At 58.8% G+C, this 18,302-nt stretch carries 19 protein-coding genes; 11 read left to right on the top strand and 8 right to left on the bottom strand.

What is annotated here, in order from left to right; translation table 11 throughout:
* Position 1 precedes the first annotated feature (1 nt).
* From hybE to IPJ12_08515, 6 genes are all read right to left on the bottom strand, one after another.
* On the bottom strand, positions 2-487 hold the full coding sequence (gene hybE, locus IPJ12_08490) for a [NiFe]-hydrogenase assembly chaperone HybE (protein MBK7647180.1): 486 nt from the start codon (positions 485-487) through the stop codon (positions 2-4).
* On the bottom strand, positions 484-2,826 hold the full coding sequence (gene hypF, locus IPJ12_08495) for a carbamoyltransferase HypF (GenBank protein MBK7647181.1): 2,343 nt from the start codon (positions 2,824-2,826) through the stop codon (positions 484-486). Before hypF ends, hybE begins: the two co-directional genes overlap by 4 nt.
* Positions 2,823-3,779, bottom strand: coding sequence for a hydrogenase nickel incorporation protein HypB (gene hypB, locus IPJ12_08500; GenBank protein MBK7647182.1), 957 nt, complete (start codon positions 3,777-3,779; stop codon positions 2,823-2,825). The genes hypF and hypB overlap by 4 nt, the downstream gene beginning before the upstream one ends.
* A gap of 20 nt (positions 3,780-3,799) precedes the next feature.
* Positions 3,800-4,141 carry a hydrogenase maturation nickel metallochaperone HypA gene (hypA, locus tag IPJ12_08505; protein MBK7647183.1) on the bottom strand — a complete coding sequence of 114 codons (342 nt, stop codon included), beginning with the start codon at positions 4,139-4,141 and terminating at the stop codon, positions 3,800-3,802.
* A 250-nt stretch (positions 4,142-4,391) separates the two neighbouring features.
* On the bottom strand, positions 4,392-4,970 hold the full coding sequence (locus IPJ12_08510; protein ID MBK7647184.1) for a PEP-CTERM sorting domain-containing protein: 579 nt from the start codon (positions 4,968-4,970) through the stop codon (positions 4,392-4,394).
* A 38-nt stretch (positions 4,971-5,008) separates the two neighbouring features.
* Positions 5,009-6,520 carry a hypothetical protein gene (locus IPJ12_08515; protein MBK7647185.1) on the bottom strand — a complete coding sequence of 504 codons (1,512 nt, stop codon included), beginning with the start codon at positions 6,518-6,520 and terminating at the stop codon, positions 5,009-5,011.
* 771 nt (positions 6,521-7,291) lie between these two features.
* On the opposite strand from IPJ12_08515, the gene ccmA reads away from it, so the two are divergent.
* From ccmA to napF, 10 genes are read left to right on the top strand one after another with little or no spacing between them, the layout of a single operon-like run.
* Entirely contained in the window at positions 7,292-7,900 is a 609-nt protein-coding gene (gene ccmA, locus IPJ12_08520; GenBank protein MBK7647186.1) for a cytochrome c biogenesis heme-transporting ATPase CcmA, read from the top strand.
* A 13-nt stretch (positions 7,901-7,913) separates the two neighbouring features.
* Positions 7,914-8,582 carry a heme exporter protein CcmB gene (gene ccmB / locus IPJ12_08525; protein ID MBK7647187.1) on the top strand — a complete coding sequence of 223 codons (669 nt, stop codon included), beginning with the start codon at positions 7,914-7,916 and terminating at the stop codon, positions 8,580-8,582.
* Entirely contained in the window at positions 8,579-9,337 is a 759-nt protein-coding gene (ccsA, locus tag IPJ12_08530; protein MBK7647188.1) for a cytochrome c biogenesis protein CcsA, read from the top strand. Before ccmB ends, ccsA begins: the two co-directional genes overlap by 4 nt.
* Complete coding sequence (gene ccmD, locus IPJ12_08535) at positions 9,334-9,534, top strand: heme exporter protein CcmD (protein ID MBK7647189.1); 201 nt, start codon at positions 9,334-9,336, stop codon at positions 9,532-9,534. Before ccsA ends, ccmD begins: the two co-directional genes overlap by 4 nt.
* Complete coding sequence (ccmE, locus tag IPJ12_08540; protein ID MBK7647190.1) at positions 9,531-9,992, top strand: cytochrome c maturation protein CcmE; 462 nt, start codon at positions 9,531-9,533, stop codon at positions 9,990-9,992. Before ccmD ends, ccmE begins: the two co-directional genes overlap by 4 nt.
* Positions 9,993-9,994: 2 nt before the next feature.
* The gene (locus IPJ12_08545) at positions 9,995-11,989 is read left to right on the top strand and encodes a heme lyase CcmF/NrfE family subunit (protein MBK7647191.1); all 1,995 of its coding nucleotides are present in this window, start codon (positions 9,995-9,997) and stop codon (positions 11,987-11,989) included.
* Positions 11,986-12,570: a DsbE family thiol:disulfide interchange protein gene (locus tag IPJ12_08550; GenBank protein MBK7647192.1), complete on the top strand. Its 585-nt coding sequence runs from the start codon at positions 11,986-11,988 to the stop codon at positions 12,568-12,570. Before IPJ12_08545 ends, IPJ12_08550 begins: the two co-directional genes overlap by 4 nt.
* Positions 12,567-13,055 (top strand): cytochrome c-type biogenesis protein CcmH, encoded by a 489-nt coding sequence (locus IPJ12_08555; protein ID MBK7647193.1) that lies wholly within the window; start codon positions 12,567-12,569, stop codon positions 13,053-13,055. Before IPJ12_08550 ends, IPJ12_08555 begins: the two co-directional genes overlap by 4 nt.
* On the top strand, positions 13,052-13,894 hold the full coding sequence (gene ccmI / locus IPJ12_08560; protein MBK7647194.1) for a c-type cytochrome biogenesis protein CcmI: 843 nt from the start codon (positions 13,052-13,054) through the stop codon (positions 13,892-13,894). The genes IPJ12_08555 and ccmI overlap by 4 nt, the downstream gene beginning before the upstream one ends.
* Positions 13,895-13,902: 8 nt before the next feature.
* Positions 13,903-14,382: a ferredoxin-type protein NapF gene (gene napF, locus IPJ12_08565; GenBank protein MBK7647195.1), complete on the top strand. Its 480-nt coding sequence runs from the start codon at positions 13,903-13,905 to the stop codon at positions 14,380-14,382.
* Here the strand turns inward: napF and IPJ12_08570 are convergent.
* On the bottom strand, positions 14,379-14,648 hold the full coding sequence (locus IPJ12_08570) for a hypothetical protein (protein MBK7647196.1): 270 nt from the start codon (positions 14,646-14,648) through the stop codon (positions 14,379-14,381). The two genes, napF and IPJ12_08570, sit on opposite strands and share 4 nt — an antisense overlap.
* 29 nt (positions 14,649-14,677) lie before the next feature.
* Between IPJ12_08570 and IPJ12_08575 the strand changes: the two genes are divergently transcribed.
* A complete protein-coding gene (locus IPJ12_08575) occupies positions 14,678-16,210 on the top strand; it encodes a hypothetical protein (protein MBK7647197.1) in 1,533 nt (510 codons plus the stop codon).
* A gap of 66 nt (positions 16,211-16,276) precedes the next feature.
* Here the strand turns inward: IPJ12_08575 and IPJ12_08580 are convergent, their stop codons facing one another.
* Positions 16,277-18,289, bottom strand: coding sequence for an acetyl/propionyl/methylcrotonyl-CoA carboxylase subunit alpha (locus IPJ12_08580; protein ID MBK7647198.1), 2,013 nt, complete (start codon positions 18,287-18,289; stop codon positions 16,277-16,279).
* Positions 18,290-18,302 lie beyond the last annotated feature (13 nt).

An 18,302-nucleotide genomic window follows, 5' to 3' on the forward strand; every position in this document is an offset into this window, starting at 1 on the left:
CTTATCGACGACCGGTGAAGGCGCGCAGAAAGCCGCGCCGACTGACCTGCCGCGGCGGTTCTTCGCTCGCCGCTGGCACCGGTATGATCAGACCAAGCGCCACGCGTGCATCGGCGGCCAGATGGCGTGCCGCCGCGTTATCACTCACCGCAGCCATCGAATCGACCAGATCAACGTACTGATAATCTCCAAGCACCGGATCATGCGCGGCAAAAAATCGCCAGTCCACGCCCCCCAAGGCCACGTAACGCTGTTGCCCGAGGGGAATATGGCCCCACAAGTCGCCCCCGCCCGGCAGCAGGATGACCCTAACGAAGCCCGGCGCAATAACGGCAGCCAGCCAGTCGCCCTTTTCCCGAACACACCAGCAAACTTCGTTGGATAGCGCGAGGTTTGGCGACAAGCCTTCAGCGAGCGCAGTACAGCGCTGCGCCAGCGTGCTTGCCGGATCGGATTGCCAGTCGGTCGGTGCGGTTATTTCACTCAAAGCATTTCCTTCGTTACAGGCTGATCCGCTGAATTTTCGCCGCTCAAGGGCAGGCCGGCAAGCAGGCTGCGACGCGCCACCCAAGCCTGACCTAGCGCCAGACCACCATCGTTGGCAGGGACCTGACGGGCTTCGATCAGCTCGATCTCAGCCACCTCCAGGTGCTTGCGCAGTGCCGTCATCAAGACAGCATTCACCGCGCAGCCACCGCCAATTGCGATTTTTACGCCTTTTTTCCGGTCGACCGCGGCTAGTACCCATGCCGCCAGCCCGGCCGCGACCGTCGCGTGAAAGAGCGCCGCGCCTTGTGCGGCATCGTCCTTGCACCCCATCAGCGCCTGAAGCATGGGCGAAAAATCGAGAACCGCACCGTCTTCCAGCAAAACGTAGCCATCCGGCAAGGCGTCAACCGGGCCGTAGCGGGCAGCCAGACCCTCAAGCTCCATCGCCGCCTGTCCTTCAAAATGCATCAGGTCGCGCACGCCGAGCAGGCCGGCGGCTGCGTCGAACCATCGGCCCAAACTGGTGGTTGGCGGGCAGCGCAGCTTGCGGGCAAGCATGGTGAGCAGCGGGCCGGGATCCCGCGTCGGGTAGTACTGCTTGATCCAGCCGCCGACGCGGTAGCCCAGTCCGGCGCCATGCAGGGCGGAGACGGCCATGCGCCAAGGTTCTTTGGCAGCGCGGTCGCCGCCGGGCATGGCCAAGGGGCTGAGATGGCCGAGGCGTTCGCAATTTGTACCATCGAGACGCAGCAGTTCGCCACCCCACGCAGCACCATCCAGGCCGAGGCCAACGCCATCGATCGCCAAGCCTGAAATCGGCTCGATCACACCATGTTCGGCGCAAATCGCAGCAATATGGGCATGATGATGCCCTACTGCAATGGCCGGAATGCCCAGCTTTTCGGCCATCCGTACAGCGAGTAGCGTCGATGGAAAGTCGGGATGCAGATCATGGGCGATAGCATCGGGCCGGACATCGAGAATCGACAGCAGATGGTCGACCGTTTCTTCGAGGAAGCCAATGGTTGCGACATTGTCCAGGCCACCGATGTGTTGCGATAAAAAGGCTTCACGGCCTTTCATGACGCAGATACTGTTTTTCAGAAAGCCGCCCAGGGCGAGCACGGTCGGGCCGTCTTCAGCCAGCGGAATCGGTACCGGCACATAGCCGCGAGCACGGCGAATGAAACTTGGGCCGGCGCGAACAACAGAGTCATCACAGCGGATCACAATGTCGCGATCGTGCAGCAAATAGGCGTCGGCAATACCGGCCAGCCGTTCCAGCGCCTCGTCATTGGCGATCACCAGCGGCTCGCCGTGCGGGTTGGCGCTGGTCATGACCAGCAGGAGTTCGCTCGGTCTGGCCAGCCACTCGGTACCGCCTGGACGGCCGGCAGCTTCGTGCCACAGCAGCAGGTGAAGTGGGGTGGTCGGCAGCATGGCGCCCAGCCAGGCCAGTCCAGGGGCAATGCCCTTTAATTCAGCGCCGCCCTTGGGGCAGAGCACGATGGGTGCCGCCACACTTTGCAGGAGCGTCAGCTCCGCCTCGCCTATCCTTGCGTGCCCGGCCAGCGAAATCGCATTCAAGGCCATGACCGCGAAGGGCTTTTCCTCGCGTTGCTTGCGTTCGCGCAGTTCAGCCACCGCGGCTGCATTGTGTGCATCGCAAGCGAGGTGAAAGCCGCCGACGCCCTTGATCGCGACAATCTGGCCGTCGCGCAGCAGGCGCAATGTTTCGGCGACAGGATCGCCGGGCAGCGGCAAACCGTCAGCCGAAAGCAGGCTGAGTTGTGGGCCGCAAGCCGGGCAGCAAGTGGTTTCGGCATGAAAGCGCCGGTCAGCCGGCGCGCGGTATTCGGATTGACAGGTTTCGCACAGCTGAAAGGCCGCGAGGCTGGTTTGCGCCCGATCATAGGGAATCCGGCGGCTGACCGAGTAACGTGGCCCGCAATGGGTGCAGGTGGTAAACGCGTACCGCCAGCGGCGATTGGCCGGATCGCAGATGTCTGCGATGCAGTCCGGGCAGATCGCAGCGTCAGGCCCGATGGCAGTCTGGATTTCGCCGGCGGCACTGTCGAGAATGACAAACCCCTCGCCGACCACCTCGGCCGCTTCATCGTCGATGGCGTCAATACGCGCCAGGCGTGGTATTTCCAGCGGCAAACGACTTTTGAATTTCGGCCAATTTTTGCCGTTGACCGCAGCAATCACCCCGGCGCCATCGTTGCGCACCCAACCCGACAACCCGAGCTCATTGGCCAAGCGCCAGACGTAGGGCCGAAAGCCGACACCCTGAACCAGGCCATGAATGCGGAACAGGCGGCCGGTGGGAATCATTTTTCCGCCAACTGGCGCTCTAGTTCGGCCACCCGACGTTTGAGGGCATCGACAGATGCTGCGCGCTTGGCGCGCTGTGCTTCCAGCCCGGATTGAATCCAGTCCGCCCAGGCACTCAGGCCATCGCCAGTGCTCGCCGAGACTCTGATGATGGTCAGGTGCGGATTGATGCGGCGGGCGTTGGCTTCCGCCAGGTCGGCATCGAATTCAAGGTAGGGCAAAAGATCGCACTTGTTGAGCAACATGACGTCAGCCGCGGCGAACATGTCGGGATATTTCAGCGGTTTGTCCTCGCCTTCGGTCACCGACAGGATGACGACCTTGTGGTGCTCACCGAGATCGAAGGCAGCCGGGCACACCAGATTACCGACGTTTTCAATCAGGAACAGGGATTCCTCGGCCGGTTGCAGGCGCTGCATGGCGTGCCCCACCATGTGGCCATCGAGATGACAGCCCTTGCCGGTGTTGATCTGCAGTGCCTGAACGCCGGTGGCACGAATGCGCTCAGCGTCGTTGGAGGTCTGCTGATCCCCTTCGACCACGCTGATGGCGACCGAGTCTTTCAGCAACTCGATGGTTTTCACCAGCAATGTCGTCTTTCCGGAGCCCGGGCTGGAAACCAGGTTCAGCGCGAAGATGCCATGCTCGTCGAAGTGCTGGCGATTGGCCATCGCATAGCCGTTGTTCTTGGACAGGATATCCTGTTCGATTTGCACCATGCGAGCTTGTGACATGCCCGGTACGTGAGCACGGGCCGGACCGGCGCTGCAGTCGAGATCATTGGCACTGCGATGCTCGTGACGGTGATCGTCGCCATGCGAGTGTACGTGGTGGCCATCATCGGCATGGCCGTGCGCGTGGGTATGCACCGTGCCGTCCTCGTGAACGTGCGTATGTTCGTGCGCCCCTTCGATCTTTGTTTCCCCGGCGCCGCAGCCGCAAACTGTACACATCGTCTTGCCTCCTCGTCCGACTACTCGATCTCTATTTCCTTGACCCGCATCTCCGTACCTCCGGTGGCCTGTAACTCATAGCTTCCGCACTTCGGGCAGATGCCGTAGCGCTCCTGCATTGTTACGCTCTCCGTGCACAGCATGCACCAGCCAGTGCCAGGTACGGCAACTATTTCCAGCACCGCGCCGTGCGCGATCGTGCCATTGGTCACCGCCTCGAAGCAGAATCTCAACGCTTCCGGCTCTACTGAAGCGAGTTGACCGATTTCCAGCACCACCAGTTTCACCCGGCGAGCCTGTTCTCGCCTGGCGGTCTCTTCAACCAGTTGCAGCACGCCTTCGGCCAGCGACATTTCATGCATGCTTCGACTCCATGTCGTAGGGTAATCAGGTGTCAGTATCACCTGATTGAGCGTCGGCTTATTGATCCATGACAGTAAATCGAGGCAACGCGACTACAGATTCTCGAAATTCCTGCTGCGAATGCGAATTCCCGTTATCCGGCTAGCGGCCGACTGGTATGGCTTGAAATTCAACAAATGAAAAACCCCCTGATACTACCGGGGGTTTTCATTGCCTTAGCCGCCAATACTAGCGACCGCGGGGATCAAATCATCCACGGAGGCGGCGACGAGCAACAACGCCGATCACGCCGAGGCCGGCAAGCATCATGGCAAAGGATTCGGGCTCAGGAACGGCAGTGACCGAGATCGCCAAGGGTGTGGATGTTAACGGGTTGAACGAGGCATCACCGATTTGTCCACCAATCACCCCCAGCGGCCCAATGCCAGAGAAGTAACTATGCTGAGCATTCCAGGCAACAATACCTTCTCCTGAATTTACAGCGCCATTGTCCCCAATGAGATTGCCACCGTTTAACTGATAAACGAGTCCGGCCAAATCGCCTAGTCCCATCGTAAAGGCCGGAGCCAGTGTTCCCCCGGAAAAACTGAGACTGAACGACGAAATTTCACTGCTGTTAAAGTCGAGAAAACCGTTCAAATCAAGATCGGCCCCGGAAAAGCTACCGGACACCGAACCGCCGCCATCGAACCCGCCCTGACTGAAGGAATAGCTGGCAGCCTGGACAGACAGGCTACTGACCGCAACCGTTGCAGCGAAAAGTACCGATTTAAGTTTCATTACTTGCTCCTTTGATGCTCGGGGAACCAGGTTCCCCGACGTGTTCATTGAAATTCCGATGCGATTAGCTGTTTAAAGCCTATCCATCAGCCACCGTTGGGACCGTTATGACAGTCGTAGCAGGTAACCGCCTGACCTGCCTTGTAAGTGACCGTACGACCATCTGCATTGAACGTCTTGGCTGTCTTCACCTGAGAGAGAACGCTGCCGCGGAAATCGCTGCCATGACAGGTCGCGCAGCCAGCACGAGCGGTTGCGTTCTCGGCGATGCTCTGGTGGCGACTGACCCAGGTTGAACCGATGGTGTGCATGCCATGCGGGCCACCGGTAACGGTCAGCGGTACAACCGTTTTGTGACAAGCCGCGCATTCAACCAAGGTGCCTTCATGGTCCTGCATTTCCTTGGACATCACGTTGTCGTTGGCATGCGAAGACGGGTACTCGGCGTGAGTGGCACCGTGACAGGCTTCGCACTGCAGATTGCCGTGGCCTTTACTGAATCTGTAGAGGCTGAAGCCGGTCGTAGGGGCATTGGGATTGGTCGCAAAACGCGTATCAGTCCAAACCTTCAATACGCCGGATGCATCAACTGCAGTCTTGTCACGCTTGCCATCGTGGTGGCAGGACTGGCAATTCGGTTGATCCAGCCAACCGGCGCGTCCTGCCTTGCCGACATTGGCCATTTGTCCGTGGCAGCTCTGACACTGCATGGACATCGACCCATCGGGTTCGACCGCCTTGCCCATGGCACCTCGCAGGCACTGCGTTTCCTTGCCTGGGTGACACTGATAGCAGGTTTCACGATTGGTACTGGATCCCAGCAATTCACCGGTTGCAGCATCCCTGACATTGCCATGATGGCTATGAATTGCTTCGGTCAGTGGCTTGATGCCGGCAATGCCGGTTCCCGGCAAGGCGTTGGAGGCATGACAGCCGGCACAAAGGATGGCCTTGCCCGAATCGGCAGTCGCTAGCAGGCCGGCCGAGTTGTAGCCTTTTTGCTTCAACGCTATCTTGTACTTCCACTGCGACAAGTTTTTTTCATCGTGCAGACGCAGGATGTTGCGTTTGTAGTCACGGTCCAGATTAGCGTCATTGACCCAGCCCACAATCGGCCTGGCAGCAGGGCCGGAAGCGGACGAATGGCAGGTGATACAAGTCATTTCATCAGATACCGGCATGACGACGTGCGCTTCGGCCAGCAAGGTGCCACTGGCATCGCGAGCCACCACCCGGGTCATCGGATAAGGATTGCGACGCATGGTGTCGTCGTAAGGCGTCAACGGTACGCCTTCGGCCACATATTGAGCGGAAGCAGTATCAGGCTTCAACGCCTGTGGGGTGGGCAGGATCGAACCATAACCAGTGAGGCCGATACCATCAGGCAGGCTCATGCCGAAAAAGCTCTGGGCGTGCTGCCAGAAATTGGTCTTGCCGGATGAGTAACTATTGATGGAGCCCTCCGCATCCGCCATCGCCTCAAAAGTAACGGCATAGGCGCCACCATTGATCAGTTTGTTGTTGGTGCTGTCAATCAACTGTGCGTGCAGATTGTTATAAGGCGGCAGGATGGAAAAAATCGAGTAGTCCGCATCCATGCAGTGCATACCCAAGTCGTTCCACGCCACTACGCTGAATTTGCTCACTGTATTGGCAGCCACTACTGCAACGTTGAGATAGGTGGTGGTAGCGCTATCGCGCACCGTGACATAAGCGGTCCCTATCGCCTTGGGTTTTACCGTGATGACGTTGGCAGCACGGGTGACGGATGCGATATTGGAATTGGAAATTGAAGGCGTCTGCAGCGTTCCGCTGACATTGGAGATAGACGCAGTCCCTGCGGCGCCACCGATTTTCAGGGTCAGCGTAGCCGGGGAAACGGTAAGGGTCGCCGCCTGAGCGCCGCCCACGATCAAAATAGGTGACAGCAGTAACGCCATCAACCAAACAATCCACTCGCGCACTTTCATTCGAAATACCTCCTAATATCCAACGATCCTTGGTTGACCGGCACGGCAACTGTCTCAGCGGCCATATTTGTTCTTTATGGAATGCCAATATACGGATTGATTATGACAAAATTTGTTGCACGTGGGAAATATTTACATATTTCAGCCCGATTTGACCTGTATTTGGCGCAACCGCATCTGGCCAAGCCATCGTGGCTCGAATGGGAGATTTTGCCTTTTGCGCCTTTCTCGATATCGATCAAATCAGGTGCCGGATAGGTGTGTTATCTACATCCAGAGTTCGGGAATGAATTGCCTGACAGCGTCATTCCGTTTTCTTGGCAGGCTTTGTTTGCAGGTACTGAATCTGCCTGTAAACTGGTGGGCTATTAATTTTTAGCTTTTTTTGCGGTCACTCTAATGCTTGAAGCTGACAATCTGGAATGCGTGCGCGGCGAGCGCCGCCTGTTCGCAGGCCTTGGCTTCAAGCTGGAAGCAGGAGAACTGCTGTATCTGCAGGGCAAGAACGGCGCCGGCAAGACCAGCCTGCTGCGCATGCTCATTGGCCTCTTGCCGCCCGAGACCGGCGAAATCCGCTGGAAGGGCCAGTCGATCAATTCCGAAGAGTTCCGCACTGATCTCTGTTACCTCGGGCACCTCAACGCCATCAAGGAAGAGCTGACCCCACTCGAAAACCTGCTGGCAGCCGCCCGCTTGGCCGACGAAGCGCTCACCGAAGACGACGCGATCGATGCACTGGAGCAGGTGGGACTGGCTGGCCGTGAGGATCTGGCCTGCAAATACCTGTCACAAGGCCAGAAGCGACGCGTTGCACTGGCTCGACTGGTCAAGGAAAAGAGGCCACTGTGGATACTTGACGAACCCTTCGTCGCCCTCGATGCGGCTGCGGTCGACTGGCTGGCCGGCATTATCTCGGGCCATTTGCAACGTGGCGGTCTGGCCGTGATGACGACACATCAGCTGGTCAGCATTCCAGCCGGAACCGTCCGCGAATTGCGGCTAAGTTAATGGTCATGAGCAGATGCTGAGAATTATTTCTGCAGTAATCGGCCGCGATCTCAAGTTGGCCATGCGGCGACAGGCTGACATCGTTTCTGCGATTTTTTTCTTCATTATCGTGGTCAGTCTTTTCCCGCTCGGCGTCGGGCCGGAGCCAGACCTGCTACGCAAACTGGCACCCGGCGTACTGTGGGTTGCCGCGCTGCTCGCCACCATGCTTTCTCTGCCGCGCATGTTCGCCGATGACCATCGTGATGGCACGCTCGAACAGCTTGCTCTGGCGCCCTATCCGCTCGGCCTGGTCGTTACTGGAAAGGTAATCGCACACTGGCTGGTGTCCGGCCTGCCACTGGCATTGATCGCCCCGGTGCTCGGCATACAATTCGACCTGTCCACTGACGCCCTGATCGTGCTTACAGGGGCCATTCTACTGGGCACGCCCGCACTCTCCGGAATCGGTGCGATTGGTGCGGCACTTACCCTTGGGCTGCGTGGCGGCGGCGTGCTGCTTTCACTACTTGTGTTGCCGCTCTACATCCCGGTGCTAATATTCGGCGCTGGCGCAGTGGATGCGACGGTGACCGGGCTCGGGGGAGAAGGTCATCTGTCCCTGCTTGCTGCTCTTACTTTTGCTTCTGTTGGCTTCGCCCCCTGGGCATCAGCCGCTGCCTTGAAGATTGCCCTCGAATGAATGACCGCTTTAATCTCTACCGTTTCGCTTCCCCGGCCACGTTCTACCCGCTCGCCGGCACACTGATTCCCTACTTTGCCGCAATTTCAGTCGTTTTCGGGCTGGCAGGGCTCTACCTTGGCATGCTGGTGGCACCGACCGATTTCCAGCAAGGCGAGGGCTACCGGATCATCTTCATTCATGTACCGGCCTCCTGGATGAGCATGTTCATCTACCTGGTCATGGCCGGATGGGCTGCGATCGGACTCGCCTTCAACACCAGACTCTCCGGCATGATGGCCCAGGCGCTGGCGCCGACCGGCGCGCTGATGGCTTTCCTTTCCCTGCTGACCGGTGCCCTGTGGGGCAAGCCGATGTGGGGCGCCTGGTGGGTGTGGGACGCCCGCCTGACATCCGAACTGATCCTGCTTTTCCTTTACATCGGATTTATGGCGTTGACAGCAGCAATTGACGATGCGCGTCGCGCCGACAAGGCCGGCGGCTTGCTGCTACTGGTCGGTGTGGTCAACATCCCGATCATCTATTTTTCGGTGAAATGGTGGAACACGCTGCATCAGGGCTCCAGCGTCAATCTTGCCAAGTCCTCCATGGCGATGACGATGCTGTGGGGCATGCTGCTGATGGCAATGTGCTTCTGGATGTATTCGATTGCCGTCGCGCTTATGCGAGCACGCACCATCATGCTCGAGCGCGAGCGCCACACGGACTGGGTCAAGGCCGAACTGGCTGAAACAGTGCGTGGAGAAGAAAAATGATCCACTGGAACAGCTTTGCCGACTTCATCGCCATGGGCGGCTATGGTTTTTACGTCTGGGGCTCCTTTGGCGCCACGGTATTGATCATGGCCATTGAACCGATTGTCGTCATCCGGAATCGAAAGAGCACGATCGCTCGACTTAAGCGCCAGCTTCGCGCCGATACACGCGCAGACCACAGGAATACCGCTGAATGAAATCCCGTCACAAAAAACTCGCCCTGATCGGCGGCGCGCTGGCCATCATCGGCATCATCGCCGCACTGGTCCTCAATGCCCTGAACAGCAATATCGCGCTCTATATTTCGCCTACCGATGTTGCCGAAGGCAAGGCACCGCAAGGAAAGGCCTTCCGCATCGGCGGCCTGGTCAAGGAGGGTAGCCTGCAGAGGCAGGCTGATGGCGTGACCATCGCCTTCGTTGTCACCGATACCGCCAAGGACATGATTGTCCATTACAAGGGCATCCTTCCGGACCTTTTCAAGGAAGGCAAGGGTGTGGTTGCCCAAGGCAAAATGAGCGCCGACGGCACCTTCGCCGCAAGCGAAGTATTGGCCAAGCACGATGAAAACTATATGCCGCCTGAAGCCGCCAAGGCTGTCGGCGATGCACAGGCTGCGAAAGCTGCCGCCGACAAACCGAAAGCGAGCTACTAAGCATGATTCCTGAAATCGGCCATTTCGCCTTGATCCTGGCGGCACTTGTAGCGCTGATCCTGGGCACACTGCCACTCATTGGCGCTCACCAGAACCGCATGGCTTGGGTCGCTGTTGCACGACCCGCTGCCTCGGCCATGGCACTGCTGATCACCTTCTCTTTCGTCTGTCTGGTGAATGCTTTCGTCACCAACGACTTCTCGGTGGTCTACGTTGCCCAACACTCCAATTCACTGCTGCCGATCCAGTATCGCGTCGCTGCCGTCTGGGGTGGTCACGAAGGCTCCTTGCTACTGTGGATGCTTTTCCTTAGCTGGTGGGCCTTTAGCGTTGCGATGCTGTCACGCCAGTTGCCCGCCACCATGGTCGCCCGCGTCCTGGGCACCCTCGGGCTGGTCGCCTTTGGCTTCATGCTCTTCATCCTGATTACCTCCAACCCCTTTGAGCGCCTGCTGCCGGCCGCCGCCGAAGGTCGCGACTTGAATCCACTGTTGCAGGACCCGGGACTGGTCATTCATCCGCCCATGCTCTACATGGGTTACGTCGGTTTCTCGGTGGCCTTCGCCTTCGCCATCGCGGCGCTGCTCTCCGGTCAGCTGGATGCTGCCTGGGCACGCTGGTCACGGCCATGGACAATGGCTGCCTGGTGCTTCCTGACCATGGGTATAGCCCTCGGCTCGTGGTGGGCTTATTACGAACTGGGCTGGGGCGGCTGGTGGTTCTGGGATCCGGTTGAAAACGCTTCATTCATGCCCTGGCTGGTCGGTACGGCGCTGATCCACTCACTGGCGGTGACCGAGAAACGCGGCAGTTTCAAGAACTGGACAGTGTTGCTGGCGATTTCGGCCTTCTCGCTGTCACTGCTCGGCACCTTCCTGGTTCGTTCCGGCGTGCTGACGTCCGTGCATGCCTTCGCCACCGATCCACGACGCGGCATTTTCATCCTGATCTTCCTGGTCGCAGTCATTGGCAGCTCGTTGGCACTGTTTGCCTGGCGCGCGCCCAAGGTTGGTCTGGGTGGCCGTTTCGGACTGATTTCGCGCGAATCGCTGCTATTGACCAACAACGTCATGTTGGTCGTCGCCTGCGCCACGGTCTTGCTTGGCACGCTCTACCCGCTGCTGATTGACGCCCTGGGCGTTGGCAAGATTTCGGTCGGGCCGCCGTACTTCAACGCGGTCTTCGTACCCGTCATGGCGCCGGTACTCTTCCTGATGGGCATTGCACCCTTTGCCCGCTGGAAAGAAGCATCGATTCCGGAAATCCTGCGCACCGTGCGCTGGGCCATGGTCGTTGCGGCCATCATCGCCATCGCGCTGCCCTTGCTTTACGGTCACTGGAGCGCCTTGACCACGCTGGGTATCCTGCTCGCCGCCTGGGTGGCATTGACCACGCTGCTCACCTTTATCGCACGCGTTCAACACACCCGTGCCGGCCAGAGCTTCCTGAGTGCAGCCACCAAGCAACCGCGCAGTTTTGTCGGCATGTGCCTCGCTCACTCCGGTATCGCCGTTTTCGTCGTCGGCGTGACCATGGTCAATAGCTTCCAGGAAGAAAAAGACATCAAGATGGCACCGGGCGATACGACCGTGGTCGCCGGATACAGCTTTACCTTCAATGGCGTCAAAACCGTGCAGGGACCGAACTATGTGGCCGCGCAAGGAGACTTCGATCTTGCGGTCGATGGCAAATTGTTGCGCAAGATGAATCCTGAAAAGCGTAACTACGCCTCGTCCGGCATGCCGATGACCGAAGCTGCCATCGATGCCGGTTTCCTGCGCGATGTCTATGTTTCGCTCGGTGAGCCGATCGACCGCGACAAGCCGGAAGGTGAGTGGGCTGTCCGTGTCTATTACAAGCCGTTTGTGGACTGGATCTGGGGAGGTTGCTTTGTGATGGCTCTGGGCGGCCTTATGGCCTTGCTTGATCGCCGCTATCGCGCCAAATCCCGGGCTGCCGCTACTGTCAAACTCCCTGCCGGAACACAACAAGCATGAATCGTTATTACTGGGTCCTTGGCGCTTTCGCCGCTCTCGTCGCGCTGCTCGCCATCGGGCTGAACCTCAACCCGCGTGACGTTCCGTCGCCACTGGTCAACAAGCCTGCGCCAGCTTTCAACCTGAACGTTCTGGCCACACCGGAGAAGACGCTCGGCCCCAAGGATATGCTGGGCAAGGTCTGGTTGCTCAACGTCTGGTCTTCATGGTGCGTCTCCTGCCGCCAGGAGCATCCGGTACTGGTTGATTTCTCCCGGAAAGTCGACGTACCGCTGATCGGCCTGAACTACAAGGAAGTTCGCGGCGACGGCGGCTTTGACATGAGCAAGATGTCGGCCGACGAAGAGAAAAAGTTGGCCTTCCAGCGCGCCAATCAGTGGCTGGCCCAACATGGCAACCCCTATTCGCTGACCGTCATGGACCTCGATGGCCGCGTCGGCATCGACTACGGTGTGTATGGTGTGCCGGAAACCTACATCATCGACAAGGCCGGAACGATCCGCATGAAGCATACCGGCCCGATTTCGCCTGACGTATTGAGCCAGAAAATCATGCCGCTGCTCGCCGAGTTGAACAAATGAAGCGCCACGTCCTGATTGCAATTTTCGTTTTTGGCACTTTTTTCCAGTCGACCGCAGCATTCGCCGATGCGGCAACTGAAGCCGCTACGGCCGCCGACCCGGTCGCCGAAAAGCGCCTGCAGAAGCTTTCCGAGGAACTGCGCTGCCTGGTGTGTCAGAACCAGACCATCGCCGACTCCAATGCCGAACTGGCGCAGGATTTGCGGCGCGAAGTCCGGGGCATGATCAAGGATGGCAAGAGCGACAAGGAAATCGTCGATTTCATGGTCGCCCGCTATGGCGACTTCGTGCTGTACCGCCCCCCGGTCAAAGGCATCACCCTGCTGCTCTGGGGCGGGCCGGTCGGCCTGATGCTGCTTGGCCTTTTCGCGCTACAGCGCTATCTGCGACGCCGGGCAACCCGCATCAATGCCGAAGACAAGCCACTATCGGCTGACGAATCCAGCCGCGCCGACGCGCTGCTCAAGGAAATTGACCAGAAATGAACCAGTTCGCCATCTTCGCCACCCTGCTGATTGTGGTGGTTGCCGCCTTTATTCTGCCGCCGCTGTGGCTGGGCCTGCGCACTCCTAACCTCAAGGCGGAACGCAAGGAAACCAATCTCGCCATCTTCCGCGACCAACTGGCCGAACTCAGTCGTGAAAAGGCGGAAGGCACGCTCGCCGAGGATGATTTCGAGCAGTCCCGGCATGAATTGCAACGTCGCTTGCTCGAAGAAGTCGATCCCGCCGCCACCGATGCCGGCGCCCCGGCCACCCACGGCCCCAGTCGCAAAATGGCCATCGTCGTCTTGCTCCTGCTGCCCGTCCTCGGTCTGCTCGGCTACGGCATCCTCGGCAACCTGAAAGCCCTGGACCCGACCCAGCTCGTTGCCCAGGAGCAGATGACACCAGAAAAGATCAATGAAATGGTCGCCAGTCTGGCCGCGAAGATGAAAGCCAATCCGGACGACACGCAGGGCTGGCTGATGCTGGCGCGTTCCTACAAGTCCTTGGGGCGCTACGACGATGCTGTTCAGGCTTACGCCAAAGCCGAAAAAATTATCAATGATGATCCGGACCAACTGGCCAGCTATGCCGAAACCGTTGCCATGGCCAGCGGCAAAGGCATATCCGGCAAAGCACTTCAGTTGGTCGAGCGGGCGCTGAAAGTTGACCCAACCCACGCCCATAGCATGTTCCTGGCTGGCGCCGCCGCCATGGAAGCCGGTGACAACAAGAAGGGGCTGAGCTACTGGGAACCGCTTCTGGACCAAGTCGAGCCCGGCTCGGAAATTGACCAGATGCTGCGTCAGGGCATCGAGAAGATGAAAGCGGGCAAGTAGGATCATTGATGGTTGACCTCTCCCGGCGCGCCTTCTTTCGCGCACGCACTCGCCCCAAAGCGGAAATCCGGCCGCCTTGGGCGCTACCGGAAGAGACATTCATCACCACTTGCACGCGCTGCAACGACTGCATCAAGAGCTGCCCACAGCACATCCTGATCATCGGCGATGGAGGCTATCCAACCGTTGATTTTGCTCACGGTGAATGTACTTTTTGCGGCGACTGCATCACCGCATGCCAGCCCAAGGCCTTGACGCGCATTGAAGCAGAACAGCTCGGCTGGAACTACAAAGCCAGCATTGACGAAGCCTGCCTGCCCCGACAAGGGGTCGAATGTCGTGTCTGCGGTGACTTTTGCGACAGCCGCGCCATCGGCTTCCCACCTCGCCTCGGCGGCAGCCCCCTGCCCGAGATCAATCTGGAAACATGCACTGGTTGTGGCGCCTGTATCGCGCCTTGCCCGGTCGCTGCTATCCGCGTTGGCTAGTCATTCGCCCCGCTAGCCGGCGGTGGCACCAACGTGCTCGGTGAAATGCCAATCTCGACCATCTCGGCTTCCAGCTTGATGCGCAAGATCAGTAAGCCCCGCAGGGATTCCCGCGCCTTATCCTCCGCCCAGCTCTCATGATGAATGCAAAGGCAGGCGTCAATCTCATGGCGATTACCTAAATTTACGCCACAAATAGCCGCGTAACGATGGATCTCTCTATCAATGTCCGCCAATTCACGATCATAATGTTCGAATACACTCATGTTTCAAGAATACTACGCAAGGAGCGCTCATGGACTGGCTAACGCTACCGGAACCGCGCAAGAATATCGCATTGGCCTTTCTCGACTCGCTGACTGCAAAGGCATGGCTGGCCACCCAGCCTCAGGCCCAGCCCATGCACATGCTCTCCGCGATCAGCCTGCAGATCGAAGCCATTGAAGGGACGCCTTTGGCCCCCGTCCTGGCCATCGAGTTGTTAAACGTGATGCGAACCGCTGTGGTGCCGATCCAGGAAGCAATCGAGTCGCGCTATGTCCGCAAGGCACTGCCCATGCTCGATGACGATCAGCGCAGTTTCGAGGTGGCGCAGCGTCTATGGCTGCGCCTGGGTACGGCCTACCTTCGCCTGGCGCCCCATTTTGCACCAGCTGAAAAATGCTTGCCGCTACACCGTGCCGCCAGCGCCTTCCGGATGGCGGAATATTGTCATTTTCTGGCGGCCCGTGAATGCCCGCGCTTGCTCGACCAGCTTCTCTTTGCCGTGCTCACCCAGGCTGAAAGCAGTGGCCAACTACGCAAGGCCTTACCCGATCCCGACTTCCCTCACTTCGGAGAAGCCAATATTGCCGGCCACCTGAGCTGGGCTTTCATGCTCAGGCTGATCGATCCCTACCGTCTTTCTGCGGCCCAACTGGCAGTCGCCAACCGGGCCATCAGCCGCTGGCGCGAACTCGCCAGTTTTCAGGCCGTGCCGGGCGATGATCCGCAAGGCCATTCGGTCGACCTCGCTCCGCTATTCGGCGAAGCCTTGCCGGAAGGCGTGCCGCGCTGGCTCGAAGTACGCAAGGTCACGCACAAGATCGATCAGCGTATTGAGGCCATGCGCCAGGGAGAGTCTCCGGAAGCATTGAAACTTGGCCGTGAACTTTCGTCTTCCGCCTGTATCCGCCTGCTTCGTGAACTTGAGGCCAGCCTGGAGATACATGCGCAGCAGAGTTCAACGGAAATTGGCGAAATCGAACTCGCTTTCGGTGCCGACTATGCCTACGCCGCCTTTACCGGCGAAATGCTGGTCGCAAGCGGTGCGCTCGACGCAGGTAGCGCAACTCTGGCCCATCAGCGCGTCGCCATGTTCGGCTTCGACCGCGTGTCGACGATGCCGACCGCCGTCAAGAAACTGAATGTTCCCGGTGAAAACTGGTTGCTGGTTGATGGCAAGGCCATCCGTCCTGCCGACCGCCGGGGGGCACGGCGCCAGTCACCCTGCCTGATCGCCATGACCTCGCTCGGCACTCCCCGTCTGGGCGTGATGATTGGCTTGCAAAGCATCGCCGGTGGCGCACTGGCAGCCGATCTCGTCTGGTACGACGAACGAATTGAAGCAGGGCGCCTGACGCGCCCGGCGCAGGATCGCCACCTGCCCGTCACGCCCATCTTTCTGCTGCACGATGGCGACACATGCTCGCTGATCGCACCCTCAATTGCCGGCGTCCGCCTTGATGTCGGCCTGACTTTGGAGGGCACCTCGGTGAATCATGTAGTCCCGACCGAAGTACTGGAACGCGGCGTCGATTTCGTGCGTTACGCCGTTAACAAGCAATAAAAAAGGCCCGCCAATCGGCGGGCCTTGAGTTCCACGGTCAACCGGAAAAAATCCGGTAAAACCAAATTATTCGAACTCGATAATGACCTGATCGACCATCAAGCTCTCGCCAGCAGCAGCAGAGATCTTCTTGACCTTGCAATCCTGGTCAGCCTTGAGGATGTTTTCCATCTTCATGGCTTCGATAACCGCCAGTTTCTCGCCAGCCTTCACTTCCTGCCCAACCGTAACCGCCACTTCGCGGAGCAAACCCGGCATCGGAGAAATCAGGAACTTGGAGAGATCGGGCGCCTGTTTCTCAGGCATCAGGGAGAGCAGCTCGGCAGCACGAGCGCTCATCACCATGAAATCGGCACGAGTACCCCAGTGGAACAAGCTGTAGCGAGTCTTGTGACGCTCGACCTGCAAAGTGAATTCCTGACCGTTACAGGTTCCGTTGAACAGCGACTCACCCAGTTTCCAGGAAGAACGAAGTTCGTAGGGCTTGCCCAAGTACTCGATGTCATAACCACCATCAACCAGACGGGCCGTCACCGGATGGTGCTGGTTGCCCGCCGCATCAAGGCGAACCACCATCCAGTTGTCGCTGACCAGCCGCTCGTGGCCCTGCAACTGGCCAGTGATTGAAGCAGAACGATCGGTAAAGGCACGATAAACGTAGGCAGCAACGGAAACCAGCAAGGCTGGATCATCATGCGGAACCATTGAGGCATCGAAGCCCTTCGGATATTCCTTGGGAATAAATCCGGTATCAAAGATACCTGAGTGAAAGCCCGGATGCTGCATCAGCGCGGCCTGGAACGGGATATTCGAGGAAATCCCGCGGATCACGAAGGCGTTCAAGGCATCGCGCATGCGGGCGATCGCCGTGCTGCGATCCTTGCCGTGCACAATCAGCTTGGCAATCATAGAATCGTAGAACATCGAGATTTCACCACCGTCGTAAACACCAGTATCGACACGGGTGGTGCCGCCGGCATCGGAAGTTTCCTTCGGCGGCTGGAACTTGACCAGACGGCCGGTCGACGGCAGGAAGCCGCGGAATGGGTCTTCGGCGTTGATGCGGCACTCCATGGCCCAACCGTCTATCTTCACGTCAGCCTGGGACAGCGGCAGCTTCTCGCCGTAGGCAACACGAATCATCTGCTCAACGAGGTCGAGGCCGGTAATCAGTTCGGTGACTGGATGCTCCACTTGCAGGCGGGTGTTCATTTCCAGGAAGTAGAACTCCTTGGTCGCACCGGAGACAACGAATTCGACCGTACCCGCCGATTCGTAATCCACAGCGCGGGCCAGCGCCACAGCCTGCTCGCCCATCGCCTTGCGCATGGCCGGGTCGACGAACGGACTCGGCGCCTCTTCGATAACCTTCTGGTGACGACGCTGGATAGAGCAATCACGCTCGTTCAGGTACACGTAGTTACCGTGCGAGTCGCCGAGGACCTGGATTTCGATGTGGCGCGGCTCCAGCACGTACTTTTCGATAAAGACGCGGTCGTCACCGAAGGAGTTACGCGCTTCATTAACGCAGGATGTAAAGCCTTCATGCGCATCAGCGTCATTAAAAGCCACGCGCAGCCCCTTGCCACCACCGCCGGCAGAGGCCTTGATCATCACCGGATAACCAATGCCCTGGGCGATCTTGACGGCTTCGTCAGGACCGGCGATGGCATCGTTGTATCCCGGAATGGTATTGACGTTGGCGGCAATGGCGAGTTTTTTGGACTCGATCTTGTCGCCCATCTTGGCCACCGAATAATGCTTGGGACCGATGAACTTGATGCCTTCCTCTTCCAGACGACGGGAGAACGTGGCGTTCTCGGACAAGAAGCCGTAACCCGGATGGACAGCCTGAGCACCGGTCTGCTTGCAGGCAGCAATGATCTTGTCCATGACCAGATACGACTCTTTGGAGGCAGCCGGGCCGATACAGACGGCTTCATCCGCCAGATCGACGTGGAGCGCATCCTTGTCGGCCTCGGAATAAACGGCAACCGTCTTGATGCCCATCTTGCGGGCAGTCTTGATGACGCGGCAGGCAATTTCGCCGCGGTTTGCGATCAGAATCTTAGTAAACATATTCCTGTTTCTC

This window comes from Betaproteobacteria bacterium (assembly GCA_016709965.1).
Lineage (GTDB): Bacteria > Pseudomonadota > Gammaproteobacteria > Burkholderiales > Rhodocyclaceae > Azonexus > Azonexus amarohabitans.